A 15,116-nucleotide genomic window follows, 5' to 3' on the forward strand; every position below is an offset into this window, starting at 1 on the left:
AAGAGTGAAACTGGAAAAACAATCGGTTATAAGATAACATATAAAAGAAAACTCTTAAATTATATAAAGGTGGTGAGCAGATGAAAAATCGATTGAATCAATTATTTCATTGGATGAAAGAACACAGCTTATTATTAAAGCTGATATTTCTTGGCTCAGTCTTGATTTTCGTAGCCAATCAAGTGACACATATCGTGCAGGGAATGACTTGGCAGGATGTTTTTCAGACAATGGGGCAGCAAAGTCGTTTTCGAATTATCGGAATGATTTTAGCGGGCTTACTTGGGGTTTTACCAATGCTTTTATATGATTTAGTAGTGGTGAAAGTCCTAGAAGAACAAGGGAAGCCGAAAATGAATCGTTGGGAATGGTTTGTCTCTGCCTGGGTCACAAATACGATCAATAATCTTGCCGGTTTTGGCGGTGTCGTTGGTGCGACGTTGCGGGCCAATTTTTATGGCAAGGAAGCGCCACGTAAAAAAGTTGTTGCGACCGTTTCTAAAGTAGCGTTGTTTATGATTTCTGGTCTATCTATCTTAGCCTTTGTAGCATTTATCGATATTTTTTTTATTCGACCAGATAGTCTATTCAGGGAGTATTGGGTTTGGCTACTTGCTGGAAGTTTGATCGCACCAGCATTGTTGCTATTTGCGCAGTTAAAGAAGTATACGTTGTTTAAAGATTTTTTTCCGAAAGGGATTTTTCTTTTGTTCGGGGCTTCCTTTGGGCAATGGCTAGGTGCGATGTTTGTCTTTTTAAGTGTGGGTGCGTTGATGCAAGTGGATGTCTCGTTACTTTCTGTTTACCCAATGTTTGTGATTGCCACGTTGATTGGCATGTTGACCATGGTTCCAGGGGGGATGGGTACGTTTGATGTGTTGATGATTTTAGGTCTTTCACAATTAGGGGTGGGGCAATCAACTGCAGTTGTTTGGTTGATTTATTATCGTTTATTCTATTATGTCCTCCCGTTTATTACTGGAATTATTTTATTTATCCATCAAACAGGCATTAAGATCAATCGTTTTTTTGACAATTTACCACAGATTTTTTCACAGAAAGTAGCCCATTTTATTTTAGTAGCGGCTCTGTATTTTGCGGGAATCATGATGGTTTTATTGTCTACGATCACGAACTTATCCAACGTTAGTCGATTGTTTAAATTTTTATTGCCATTTTCCTTTGACTTTTTAGACCAAACGTTTAATATGTTGATCGGTTTTTTACTTTTAGGTTTAGCGAGAGGGATTTCAATGAAAGTGAAAAAAGCGTACTGGCCAACGATTGGATTATTGATTTTTGGTATTATCAATACAATTTCTCGGACAGCCTCTTGGCAGTTGATTCTGGTTTATCTCGTGATTCTTTCAGCCGTTTTTTTAGCAAGGAAAGAGTTTTATCGAGAAAAATTTGTTTATTCTTGGGGGGCTCTTGCCGTTGATGGGGTTTTGTTTAGCTTTTTGTTTATCATTTATGCGGTTGCGGGCTATTATAGTTCTCATCCGGATAAAGCAGGACCATTGCCACATATGTTCTTATTATTTCCATCGGATGATGTGTGGTTTTCAGGACTACTAGGGTTAGGGGTCTCAATGATCGGCTTGATCACGCTATATCAATACTTAGCTGAGACTTCAAAGCGGTTAGGGAATTCTTATCAAGGCGAGCGTTTAACAACGTTGATCACTAAATATGGAGGGACACAAGGCAGTCATCCGTTACATTTAAAAAATTATTCCTATTATTATTATCAAGAAAACGGTGAAGATGAAGTCTTATTTGCTTATCAAGTCAAGGCCAACAAATGTTTTGTACTGGCAGATCCGATCGGCAATCAGGAAAAATGGGCACAAGCGACACTAGCGTTTATGGATGCAGCTGATTTGCTTGGCTATCAAGCCGCTTTTTATCGAGTAAGCGAAAAATATACAATGCTTTTACATGATTTAGGCTTTGAATTTATGAAAGTTGGAGAGGAAGGAATCGTTGATTTTGCAAGTATCGAGTCAACACCACTTTCTTTGGCAACAAATAGTATGGAATTACAGCATTTAACTAATTTAGGGTATACATTTACAATGTATCGTGAACCTGTTTCAGATGAGGTGTTTCAAGAACTAGCTCGTGTGTCAGATGACTGGTTAGGGTCACAGCGGGAACGTAATTTTGTCGGCGGTCGTTTTGACAGAGCATATTTAGATTTAAGTGATCTTGGTGTATTGCGAAATGAGGGCCATGAAGTGATCGGCTTTATCACGGCAAAGCCAATCGTTCAGCATCGTAAAATGTCTTATGATTTGTTACGTTATGTTGAAGCGGCGCCAAAGCCTGTGACCGATTATTTATTGACGCATTTTATTGCAGAGTATCAAAAACGCGGCTATGATTCTGTGGATCTAGGTGCAGCTCCGTTATCAAATGTTGGGGAAACAAAATACTCGTTTTTAAATGAGCGATTGATTAACATTTTTTATAAGTATGGGGATCAAATGTACGGCTTCAAAGACACCAGAAAAGAGAAAGAGCAATATGTGACAACGTGGGAATCTAGATATTTTGCTTACTCCAAACAAAGCAATGTGTTATTTGCCATTATCCAGTTGGCTTTGTTGATTGAACGAAGCAAAGGAAAAGTAGTTTCTTTGGTAGAAGAGGTAATGGTCGGATCATAACTATAAAATAGAAAAGCTGAGAACAACGCCAGAGTAGGTTTTGTTCTCAGCTTTTTAAGTCTCAAGTTCCTCTAGTAAAAAAATGTAGATAGCGTATAATAATTAGAAAAGGTATACTGGAGGTTTTTGAGATGACGATTGAACGGGTGAGTGTCAGCACTAAAGCTGAATTAGCTGTAGAATTAGCTAAACAGACAGATGAAATTATCGTTGTAGGGGATTTTAGTCAAAACATCGCAGAAATCAAAAAAGGACAGCTAAATGATACTGAAATGATGGGGTTTGCCATTGGTAGTGGTGGAGTCGGTACTTTAGTAGAGTATGGAGCGAACAAATTGCTGGATGTTTTTGATCCGGCTACAAAAGAAGACAAAAAAATCCGTAAACAAATTGAACGGTTATACACGATTAAGCGTTTAACAACAGATTCATTTTTACTACATTTGAAACAATTAGACTATTAAAAATAGAAGAAGCCAAAGAATCAGTTTTTTGCTGTTTACAGTCTTTTTATATAAAAAGGGTAGCTCTAGTTTAATAAGCTGGTTTGGGAGAAATTTCAGCATAGCTAGAGTTTAAAAGGAAGGATAAAGTAACATGAAAAATACAAGAAGAATCATCATTGACACAGATCCAGGAATTGATGATGCTGCTGCAATTGCTGCTGCGCTATTTGATGAGAGGTTGGATATTCGATTATTTACTACCGTTGCTGGCAATGTTAGCGTGGATAAGGTAACAAAAAATCTGCTGAAACTATTGGCATTTTGGGATAAGACGATTCCTGTAGCGATTGGTTCAGATCGGCCATTACTTCGTGAAGCAATCAATGCCAGTGATGTTCACGGAAATTCAGGAATGGATGGGTATGATTTTCCAGAATCTAAGTATGAATTATTGACAAAAAATCATGCAGTGATCGAGATGTATAAAGTATTGATGGACTCTAAAGTAAAAACAACGATCGTTGGGATTGGTCCATTGACAAATATTGCACTGCTGCTTAGGTTATATCCAGAGTGTGCGGAAAAAATTGAAGAATTGGTGATTATGGGAGGAGCACTAGGTCGAGGCAACCAAGGCGTGTTATCAGAATTCAATATTGCTGCTGATCCTGAAGCGGCAAAGATTGTTTTTGAAAGTAAAATTTCGTTAACCATGGTTGGATTAGATGTTGGGGAGAAGGCACTAGTTCTGCCCAAAGAGCGAGAACAGATTCAGAAAATGAATAAAACTGGGGATATGATCGATCACTTGTTTAGAAAATATCGTGGCGGCAGCTTAGATACTGGTTTGAAGATGTATGATGGCTGCGCGATTGCGTATTTGTTAGCGCCTGAAATGTTTGACGTTAAGCAAGCTTATGTTGCGGTTGAAACACAAGGCATGTTGACAGCGGGGGCTACTTTGGTAGATTTAGATGGCTATTTGGGAAAAGAGGACAACTGTCGAGTCTGTGTCGATCTTGACGAGCAGCTATTTAGACAATGGTTTTTAGAAGCAATTGAGAAGTGTGATTGATGGTATATTAAAGTATAGAATAAAACCGCGATTGGTTTTATTCTATATTTTTTAATTTAGAGGATTCGCTTTTTTCGATTTATTTAGTTTCAGAATGAGGGTAGGGTACTTTTTTATTTTGAATGTCAAAATGACCAATTTCTTCAATCGGTTCACCAGTGAAGTCATCAATTTCGTTTACTTGAACCGTATACACAGAGGACGTATCTAGTGCACTTATACTTAAAGTTAACGCCATTTCACCCGTTTCGTAATTAAATAATTGTGTAAGAATTTGATTTTCCGTTCTTACACCATCTTTGTAAAGCAGAGCTGCTGGATAAACGTCATTTTTAAGAGGCGTAATAAATTTGACTGTTGTTTGCAAGGCATCACTGCTAGCGGTTGGATTTGTGATATTACTTAGGTTACTAAACTGAGTCTCAGCCGTTTGAGTCAAGGGTTTATAAGCAATATCAAAACGCCAATCGCCTTCGTATGTTAAAGCATTATCAACGCCGAAGGGACTATTGGTTTTAGAAGCTTCGGTAAAGGCTTGATCCAGCTCCTCAGCATCCTGCCACATAAGTTTATAAATATGAAGCGTTAATTTAGCGTTGCTAGGTATGTCTTCTTGATTAAGCGTTGCAGTAACAGAACCGTAAAAAGTATCTCCTTCTACATGAAAAGTAGAGTTATACATTCCACCCCCACGGATATCGTCAGTCTGGCCATCAACAAAGAGGCCAATGTCAAAATCTTGAAAATTTGTAGCGAATTTGGTAAATTTTCGATCAGGGGACTGTTGCTTTTCCAGTAACTCCTTTAATTTTTCATCGTCTAATTTAAATTGATAGTCAAAAGCAAATCTTTTCTTAGTTGAAACGAATTTTGTTACGGTGATTTCTCGATTATTATAGGTACTGGTTAAATTAAGTTCTGTTTGGATACCGTGTTCTTCCACAGTTACAACACCGGAATCAGTACTAATGCCTAAAGCATTTTTGATTGCTGTATTCGTTTGTGGATTGATCAGGGCAATTAGAATAAGAGACGCAACTATTGCCAAAGTGATAATGAGTTGTTTTTTGAATTTAATGTTGAATTTCTTTTTTTCCTGCTTTATAGGATTATTTAAAATATTCTCGCGATTTTGAACTAATTTATCCATTACTTCTTTTGGAATTTCCGTTTCTTGTCGGATGATATCATTCTTCTTTTTATCCATTCACTTCTCCTCCAATAATATTTTTAATTTTATTCTGCCACGTGCAAGCCTTGTTTTAACAGTATTTTTAGATAGATTCAGTTGTTCAGCAATCTCGTTAATGTTAAAACCTGCGTAATAATGTAAAATGATCGGGATTCTATACCTATCTGGTAACTGGTTAAATTCTTCTTCTAAGTGAGATCTTTCATAGTTGCTCTCTTTAGTATTCATATAACTTTCCTCAAATTTAACTGTTTCAACTCTTTTTTTTAAAATGTCCTTAGCAATATTGATCATAATTCTAAAAATCCAAGAATTAAACGCTGCGTCATTTTTGATATTCGTAATTTTTTGCCACGCGCGAATTTCAGTTTCTTGCAGACAGTCTGCAACATCTTCATTATTTAAAAGTAATTTATAAGCTGAATTGTATAGTACGATTTGATAGGCTTCACAAAGTTTTATAAACGATTGTGCATCGCCTGTTTTTGCTTTTTTAACCAAACTTATTTGTTCCTTTTTTTTCATGGACTTCCCCCTCCTATTTATAACTGTTTAGACTCTAATTTTATCAAAAAGGTTTCATCGAAATTTATTTTTCTTTTTTTGTAGAGATTTATGATGAGCATTACAAAAAAAGAGCTTGGGACGCCAGTCCCAAGCTCACAAATCATCGATTTAACGTTTTCGACGCTTACGCTTATTCGATTTTACTAACGCCAGTTTTGGCTTGTTTGTGAATCGTACATAGACCACAAAGCCACCAATACAAACAATAAACAAAACCACACCAAGCATAAATCCTTCTGGCAGATAAACAAATTCAATTGTATGTTCACCCTGCGTTACGGGAATACTAACAAAGGCTTTTTTAAATGGTTCAACGGGTACTTTTTTTCCATCGACATAGGCTTTCCATCCTTTGTCATAAGGAATCGTTGTTAAAAGGACTTGATCTTTCTCTGCGTTCACAGTTCCAACAGCTTTCCGTCCTTTAGCTGTTAAATCAGCGCCTTTATCTTGAATTGCCTGAATAGAACGTTCAAAGGCTTTTGTATCTAAACCAACCACCTTAGGTTCCATAAAACTAACAGCTGTTGTACCGTAGAAACTAACCGTAAACGTAACCGTGGTAGGTTTGTCATAGTAACCGATATTGTAATATTGTCCTGTAATATTGATCTGAGATTTTTGACTCGTCCCATTCACAGACATTGTAGCAGTCGAACTTTCCAATTGGCCAAAATCGGTTGGAAACAGGCTTAGGTAAGCTTGTGTATAAGCTGGTACATCAACAGTCCAGGTAATATCTTTGGCAATGTTGTTTTGCACTTCTTTATACGTTACATTCCCTGCATTTTGTTCGATTTTGACATTATTTTTATTAATGATCGTTGGTTGATAAAACTTAAAGTACGTTTGTTTTTGATTAGATAAGGCATTGAACAGTGCCGTTTGACTAGTTAAATTATCATTAGTAGGTTGTTTGACTTTGTAGATATCATTATCAGCTAAAAAGCCTAAAGGCAACGCATTGCTGTTTTCGTATAATGAGAATTTCCCAGCTTTATCTATTGGGAAAAAGCCGAATTTCAAGGGATCACTTTCCGAAATATTGTATTTAATTCCAACGAGTGAATCCATCAGTAACGTGTTATTTGGGTAGCGAATATTCAAACCAGTTCCTCTAGACCGAAATCCTAGATCGTTTAAATAAGCAGAAGAATGTCGATTTCTGATGGAAGAAAACAAGCTGACTCCGCTGTAGCCATAGTTGATACTATCATTAGAAGAAACAGGGTTTAAATTTTCTAAGCGGTAAAAAGAATCATTCTCTTTTTTTGTCTTATCGACCAACTGTTTGATTGATGGATATGGTTCTGAGTAAAGACTGCGTGAAGCATAGTTCCAATCTTCTAAAATCCCTTTTAGCATTGAATTGGTATTGATAAACGCCTCTGTTGAAACAAGCAATAACAGTAAGACAATCAGATAATGCATCGGTATTTTTTTTAATTGATAAAAAACAATTCCGGCAAGATACAGGAGTAAAAATAAAGCTGTGATGACAAATGCTGAAATCGGAATATAGTCATAACTTGTCGTACTTTTTGTCCCTTCAGCTAGTGCAAAAATCGCAATCAGCATGATCGTAGAGCCCGCTAGTACCCCTAAATCATCAGTTTTGAATTTCTCAAAGCCATATCCCGCTAGTAGCACCACTAAGAAAGAAAAGAGGAAACTATAACGGAACAAGAACATATTCGGTGCATGCATCCCGTGCCAAAATAAATTTAGTGGTGTGATATAAAAGCTAGCAATTAAAATGATAAACAGACTACCAAATAATAGCTTGTTTTTCCTAGGAATTTCTTTTGTGATAAAGTAGAAAACACAGAATATCAAAGGAAGTAGCCCCACATAGATAAAGGGAATCGAGCCGTACTTCGTCGTGTCATAAACACCGATCATATTTTTCATGACAATATCCCAAAAAGCAGTTGCTTCGGTTTTAAATTGAGTGACTTGTGACAAGGTTTCACCATTTGCTCGTAAATCAAGGACCGCTGGTAATACTAAGATCATCGAAGCGCCACCTGCTAAAAGTGAGGTGATTCCATAAGGTAGGATACGTTTTTTATAACTCTTCCAGTTTGTCAACATTCGGGCGATAAAATATAGGAAAGAGAAGATACCGATCATAAAGCCCATGTAAAAATTTGAGATAAACAATAGTAGATAACTTACAAATAATAGTGTTGGTTTTCGTTCATCCATCAAGCGGTGAATTCCTAAAATAACCAACGGTAGATAAGTAAACGCATCTAACCACATAATAATTTCTGAGTGCGCCGTAGCAAATGACATCAAAGCATATGGCACACTAAGCATCACATGGCCCCATCTTGGTATCTTATAAGTATTTTTAGCAAAGAACCAAAACGCTAAGCCAGCTGAACCGATTTTCAGCAAAGTAATCAAATACAAGGCATCAGGAATATTCTGATTTTTAAAGAAAATGACTAGTGGCGTAAATAGCCCACCAAGATAATAGGAAATCAATGAGAGATAATTTAGTCCTAAGGATGCATTCCAAGTATAAAAAATACTTTGTTTGCCATGCAGCATATTATTGAAACTAGCATGGAAATTGGAAAATTGTGAAAAGGAATCGCTGGCCATCACACTACGGCTACTTCCAGGATAAATTCCGAGACTTAAATAAATAATGACCATCACAAAAAAGGGAATGAAAAAGCTGGCGGTCATATATGGCCAGTTTTCTTTGATAAATGTCTGTATTTTTTTCTTCATAATCAACCTCACAACGTAATAAATAGAATATATATAGTTTAGCATATCCATAGAAAAATTGATCGCCAGAAAGAAAAAATTAATGAAAATCGAAGGGTTTAAGTGGAAAATTATTGTTAAAATAGTTTAATTAGCTATTCTAACAATAATTTTCATGAATAAATAATTCATATAAATATTAATGAGACGACAAGAGGAGCGGGTCAACTAAATGTCTATAAGCCTGTGGCAACATGCAACATGGAAGTGTTGAATTAACCGAAAAACTAAGACTCATGGAAGAAAATATCAGTGAGTCTTAGTTTTTTTAAAGCCAATGCTGAATTTTGTCATATCCTTGACCAACATCGTTTAGTGCGTGAGTGTCTGATCCATAAACCAATGGAATCCCTGATTCAATCGCTTTTTGAGTTATCCACACCTGTGGATAACTCTGTTGATAACCTTGTTTATAAAATCCTGCTGTGTTTAAATCTAAGCTGTATTTTTCTTGTTGAATACGGCTCAATAGGGTGTGGACAAGTATTTTATTTTCTGATGAATAGCTTGTTTCTTCATCAAAAAAACGTTCGAATTTTTGACACAAAGAAATGTGACCTAGACGTTTAGGTTTAAAAGGACCTAGATCAGCTTCTAGAGAGTCTAAAACGCATTGGTAGTAAAGATTTTGGGCTTTTTGAAAGCTGCCTAAATAGTCAATTACCCCACTCTTATATTCTTCAAAAGAATAGTCGATCCCACGCAATCCATCTTGTCCTTCGAGGAAATGGACAGATAAAATGCCATCATCAGTTTGAGGACCATATTCCGCTAAAAAATCTCGAGTCCAACCTACAAAATCTGAAAAATAATCCAATTCAAATCCAATGTGGATAATGATGTCAGAGGCATACTTTTTCCGCAGTTCATTCATCCTTTTAAAATAGTTATCCACATCATTTAAAGCCATGGACGCAGTTGTCCACACGTCAAGATCACCAGCTGCTTTTTTTTCAATCCCTTTAGGTAATGGGGCATGTTCTGTAATACTGTATTCTTTAAATCCGAGGCTGATTGCACGTTTAATTAGCAATTCTGTATCTTCGACTTTTCCATGTGGACAAAATTCTGTGTGGGTGTGACCGTCACGCATGTGAACCATGAGCTCCCTCCTTGTGGTTATCTATTTTTGCATAATTAATTTATATGCTATCGTATAATTTATTTTCTGTCTATCCTCTTTTATTTTCGAACTAAATATTTTTAGCAAAATTATCTGAATTTGGGATTCATTATGCTGATCCAAGGCTGACTGAGCAAGGGTAGCAATTGCTCAATCACTATTATTCATAACTGAAAGAGCAGTGAAGATCATAAATTTTATCGAATCAGTAATTTGTATAAGTGATAGGCACATCGGAAACAATTCAAACAGTACGATCAAAAGGTTGTGTGTTGTATATTGGATGGTAAAGTAAATTTTGTCGTGGAATAATTTTTTTATTTTAAATTATTAAAAAGAATAAAGTTAGAAAGATAAAAAAAGAATATTGAAGAGCTCGTTTATTAGAATCAAGTTCCCTTTTTTTATACGGATACAAAAATTCAATCTGTGATTAATCAACGTAGAATGGATTTTTGTTGCGTGAAGTCACGGTATTTATGAATGAAAATGATAATTGATAAGAAGATAATTACTTAGGAAAATCTGTAGCTATTTCGTCGTAAATAAGAGAATTAAAATAAAGAATTGTTATTTTAAGAATTAGTTTTTTTCCTAGAAATTTGACTCTGTTTTGATAAAGAAGATGTGCTAGTCATTCGAATAATCTGAATCAAATAAGTCACCCTTTAACGAATCAGATTGCTAATACTCCTATTATAATTTTTGTATAGAATGCAATGATAATCGATAAATTCGCTATTTATTGGTAGTTTTATCTTGTGTGTATCACTATTTTAACCTGTTCATGATAGAAGGATTTTTTCTTTGATTTGACGTTTAAATTATGGCTGGAAGCTAGCATAAAATGATATTATTTACTCATTTAAATTTAATTTTATTCTTTAAGTTAAGAAATAAACATAAAAAAAAGACTATTTTTGTGTTATGGAATTTTTTGTTTGTTTATACTAGAATAGTGTAAGGAGGAGTAAGAAGTGGTAATTTTGTAACAGAAAGTTTGGTACGTTCCATTCTGAGAATAAGATGAATTGTTAAAAGGTAATTACAATATAAATTTAACTATTATTTTTCTATATTAAGAAGTTGAGGCGGAAGTACCTGATACTTAAAATTGGTTGAAGTTATGTTGAAGATGCATTCTTATTAACTAGAAGAAATTAAGATAGATACTATTCGTATGAAGTAAGTAAAGATGGAAGGTATCTTTTGGTATCAATCTTTCACTATGATAGGAAGTAAAATTGGAAGGAGAACTTTTTATGAGAAACTTTAAAAATAACGCAATCGTTGGAGCAATCATCAGCTTTCTAGTAGTAATCTGTCTATTCTCACTGTCTATAGAGGCACAGGCTGAAACGATCCCTAAAGGACCTGAGTATGTCTATGGAACAGTTAATAACAATACGGATAGTAACTATCTTTTTTGGTATTCTCTTGACGAGAACGATGTCGTAACTAAAGGGTATACTAGGATAGTAAAAATTAATGGATCAGGTGTTAGCTTTGCTTATATGAACGCTTTAGGTGTAAGAGATGACGGTTTTTATGTTAAATCGAATACCGGAACTACTATGCAGTATATTGACTGGAACGGTGTCGTCCAGCGAGAATGGAACGCAACTGGCTTAGCTGGCTCTGCTAGAGCTGGTGCCTTCACTTCAGATGGTAAATACATTACCACCTCTGATATAGCATCGAGTGAAGGAAAGCTAAATATTTATATTTATGATGTCGATGCTCGTACATTGGTATCAAAGACTCCTATGACCAATTCAACTAGTCTCCCGATATCTGATTTTTATGCTATGGGAGATGCTGTGGCAGATGACAATGGATTTTTGTATGCTGTTGTTTCAAACGATGCTACGACGAATAGAAAAGTACGCATGCTAAAAATAAAAATAGCAACTGGAGAAATAGTGGATGTTCTTCCTATTCCTAAGTTGGATCACTCACCAGCTGTTGCATTTATGTCAGATGGAAGATTACTGGTCAGTGATCAGAATAATTTGGGAGCAATTGTTAGTTTTGAAGAAGGAACGGTTGTTTATACGGATAAGAAGGGCACTAATTTACCAAATATGGGAGGATCAGTAACATTAGTTACAGACTTTGCTTCACTGAACTTTCCAAAATATAATACTGAATTGTCTATAGTTGCACAAGCTCCGCTAACTGCGAATTATCGTGAGACGATTCAGTATAAATTTAGTGTTAGGAATACTGGGAACATCATGTCATTACAGACTAAAGTGAAAGAGACACTTTCACCATATGTAGAGTATGTTCCAAATACAACAGCTGTTAATGGCGTGCCGGTTGCGGATATAAACGGCACAAGTCCAATATTGACAACAAGTGGGCTGACTGTTAACAGTCCTGACAGTGAATCTGCCGTACTCGTATCAAACGAAGAAAATCCTAGTCACAACGATGCGGTAGCTACTTTTAGTGTAAAGGTAAAAGACGAAGGTGATTTGTCCCAAAGCATCCGTATACAAAATCTGGGAATAGTCTACAATCCTGAGGAAATGAAAACTAGTAACATGACGTATACAGATGTTGGGCCTTTTCCTTCTTCTGTGACTGTCAATTTCCTTGATGACGCTAATTTACCAATACAATTAGCAGGAGTAGAGCCGGTAGTCAAAAACTATTTAACTGGTGAGTCAGCTGATTTAACACAAAACGCGGATGTTAAACGTACACTTGACATCATCAAAGCATCAGGGAAATATGAGCCCGAGCTGATCCGTCCGACTAATGAAAATGGTGTGCTTATTACAAAAGATGGAACCCAGGTGTCCTATATCTTTACAAGAATCAAGCGGAATCTTACCGTTAACTTCGTTAATGAAGAGGGTGAACCAGTTGATGATCCGTTTGTTTTAAATCTACCCATCGATACGTCGATTAATGTCGGAGAAAATCCAACGGTCAGACAAAAGCTTGCAACGCTTGAAGCCAATCATTATGAACTCCTCAAACGTCCAGACAATGAGGCTGTAACTATAGGAATGGAAGATAGTAGTGTTGAGTATGTATTTAAAGAAACATTAGGAAGAGTCCAAGTTATATTTGTTAATGAAGAGCAAAAACCGATTAGTGATCCGATTACGATCAAAGGTGTTATTGAAAGTGAAGTAATATTAACAGAAAACGAGGCAATCAAAAAGACTATTGCAGACCTGAAAGAGAAGCATTATGAATTTGTTACTGGACTGGAGAAGGTAACAATAGAAAAAACAGCAAAAACTATTTCGTATGAATTTAAAGGAATGCTGTATATAGAATCCTTCCCTTCAAAAATGAACTTTGGCGATAATTATTTGATTCGTCCGCATATCAAGGCCGAACAACCGAAATATGATGTTCCGCTGATTGTGGGTGATAATCGAGTAACTAAAACACCTTGGACACTAACAGCTACGCTAGAAGATTCATTGAGAAGTGTCGACAGCCCAAGTGAAGACCTTCCAAGAGCGCTTACCTATAAAGTGAGTGATACAGAGAAATTCTACTTAAGAAAAGGAGAAGCCCAACCGATAGAAACAGGATCTGGCGGATACAACGTTAGTGAAAAGTGGATAACGGATCAAACAGGTTTACAAATAGAAGTTTTTTCTAATGAAGTGATTCAAAAAGGAAGCTATAGAACGTCTATATTATGGCAAGTAGGAGTTACACCTTAGGTAAATAGGATTTAAGAAATGGACTGAATGGGAACAACTTATTCGGTGTACTAAAATACTTTGTTCTATAAAAATCATGTAAAATCTGAATAAATGATGTAGGAAAATCAGCTACTTCAAGGTTAGGGCATTTCAAGCAACTTGTTTAATCTGGCAAACTGAAATTTAGCTTCAGTACATTACTCTGCAAGCTTATCCTTTTTATGGAAAGAAGAGCAGTAAAATCTGTTTATAAAATAAAGAAAGACTCCAGAGATAAAGTGATCTAAACAACTTTACCTCTGGAGCATTTTGTGTTGAAGTTATTTCCGATATTGCCCATCTCCATAAACAATATATTTTGTAGAAGTTAGTTCTGCTAAGCCCATCGGACCACGTGCATGTAATTTTTGTGTGCTGATCCCAATTTCGGCACCAAATCCAAAAACAAATCCATCCGTAAATCGTGTGGAGGCATTAGCATAAACTGCAGCAGCATCAACTTGTTGTAAAAATTGTTGTGTCGCAAAATAATTGTCACTAACGATACTTTCAGAATGTTTTGTGTTATAACGGTTGATATGTTGGATCGCTTCTTCTAAAGAATCTACGACTTTAACAGCGAGAATAAAATCGTTGAATTCCGTTTCCCAATCTTCTTCCGTTGCTAGGATCGATTGTTCAAAAATAGTGATTGCCCGTTCATCTGCACGCAATTCTACATTATATTCATTCAAAGCTTTTTCGATAACAGGTAAGAAATCTGCTGCTACGTCTTGATGGATCAACAGTGTTTCTGCTGAGTTACAGACAGAAGGGCGTTGGCATTTTGCATTGACAATGATCGTTGTAGCCATTTCTAGCTGTGCTTCTTTATCGATATAGACATGACAATTGCCCGTTCCTGTTTCGATCACTGGCACAGTCGCTGTCGTTAAGACCGTCTTAATCAAATTTGCACCGCCGCGAGGGATTAGAACATCTAGATAGTCATTGAGTTTCATTAACTGTTGAGCAGTTTCACGAGAGGTATCAGCAATAAACTGGATTGCAAAAGGAGAAGCTCCTTTTTGTTCCAGTGCCTGTTGTAAAACCGATACTAAGACTTGATTGGAATAAAAGGCTTCCTTTCCACCACGTAAAATCACGGCGTTTCCAGTTTTAAAACAAAGACTTGCTGCATCTGTAGTCACATTCGGGCGAGATTCATAGATGATCCCGATCACCCCAAGTGGGACACGTTGCTTGCCGATCATCAAACCATCTTCATTTTTCCACATCTTGTCGACTTCACCAATTGGATCATCTAATGTTGCGACTTGGCGAACACCGTCAGCCATGTCTTTGATTCGCTCATCAGTTAAACGTAAACGATCTAGCATTGTGTCAGTAATGCCATTTTCTTTGGCTGTAGCTAGATCTTTTTGATTTTCAGCTAAGATTTTCTCGGTATTATTTTCTATGGCATCGGCCATATGCAACAACAAATCATTTTTCGTTTTTGTATCCATCAAAGCTAATTGGTAGGCTGTTTCTTTCGCTTGTTTCCCTAGTTGGATTAAATCAGTCATAAAATGTTCCCC

The 15,116-nt window shown here is 36.2% G+C and carries 9 protein-coding genes; 4 read left to right on the top strand and 5 right to left on the bottom strand.

What is annotated here, in order from left to right:
* The first annotated feature begins 80 nt into the window (after window positions 1–80).
* The 3 genes from mprF to rihC all read left to right on the top strand — a co-directional run bounded on the left by mprF (window position 81) and on the right by rihC (window position 4,193).
* A complete protein-coding gene (mprF, locus tag IGJ55_RS00355; RefSeq protein WP_430607027.1) occupies window positions 81–2,672 on the top strand; it encodes a bifunctional lysylphosphatidylglycerol flippase/synthetase MprF in 2,592 nt (863 codons plus the stop codon).
* A gap of 131 nt (window positions 2,673–2,803) precedes the next feature.
* Entirely contained in the window at window positions 2,804–3,136 is a 333-nt protein-coding gene (locus IGJ55_RS00360) for a hypothetical protein (protein WP_207121137.1), read from the top strand.
* A 133-nt stretch (window positions 3,137–3,269) separates the two neighbouring features.
* The gene (gene rihC, locus IGJ55_RS00365) at window positions 3,270–4,193 is read left to right on the top strand and encodes a ribonucleoside hydrolase RihC (protein WP_429951415.1); all 924 of its coding nucleotides are present in this window, start codon (window positions 3,270–3,272) and stop codon (window positions 4,191–4,193) included.
* Window positions 4,194–4,272: 79 nt separating this feature from the next.
* Here the strand turns inward: rihC and IGJ55_RS00370 are convergent, their stop codons facing one another.
* From IGJ55_RS00370 to hisJ, 4 genes are all read right to left on the bottom strand, one after another.
* Window positions 4,273–5,400: a hypothetical protein gene (locus IGJ55_RS00370; protein ID WP_430607028.1), complete on the bottom strand. Its 1,128-nt coding sequence runs from the start codon at window positions 5,398–5,400 to the stop codon at window positions 4,273–4,275.
* Window positions 5,401–5,910 carry an RNA polymerase sigma factor gene (locus IGJ55_RS00375; RefSeq protein WP_429951411.1) on the bottom strand — a complete coding sequence of 170 codons (510 nt, stop codon included), beginning with the start codon at window positions 5,908–5,910 and terminating at the stop codon, window positions 5,401–5,403.
* Between the two features lie 150 nt (window positions 5,911–6,060).
* Window positions 6,061–8,697, bottom strand: coding sequence for a YfhO family protein (locus tag IGJ55_RS00380; protein ID WP_430607029.1), 2,637 nt, complete (start codon window positions 8,695–8,697; stop codon window positions 6,061–6,063).
* A gap of 307 nt (window positions 8,698–9,004) precedes the next feature.
* Complete coding sequence (gene hisJ, locus IGJ55_RS00385; RefSeq protein ID WP_429951407.1) at window positions 9,005–9,838, bottom strand: histidinol-phosphatase HisJ; 834 nt, start codon at window positions 9,836–9,838, stop codon at window positions 9,005–9,007.
* Between the two features lie 1,283 nt (window positions 9,839–11,121).
* On the opposite strand from hisJ, the gene IGJ55_RS00390 reads away from it, so the two are divergent.
* Entirely contained in the window at window positions 11,122–13,554 is a 2,433-nt protein-coding gene (locus IGJ55_RS00390) for a MucBP domain-containing protein (protein ID WP_430607030.1), read from the top strand.
* Between the two features lie 302 nt (window positions 13,555–13,856).
* Here the strand turns inward: IGJ55_RS00390 and IGJ55_RS00395 are convergent, their stop codons facing one another.
* Window positions 13,857–15,104 carry a glutamate-5-semialdehyde dehydrogenase gene (locus IGJ55_RS00395; protein ID WP_069639487.1) on the bottom strand — a complete coding sequence of 416 codons (1,248 nt, stop codon included), beginning with the start codon at window positions 15,102–15,104 and terminating at the stop codon, window positions 13,857–13,859.
* Window positions 15,105–15,116 lie beyond the last annotated feature (12 nt).

The organism is Enterococcus sp. AZ170 (assembly GCF_050545135.1).
Lineage (GTDB): Bacteria > Bacillota > Bacilli > Lactobacillales > Enterococcaceae > Enterococcus_L > Enterococcus_L ureilyticus.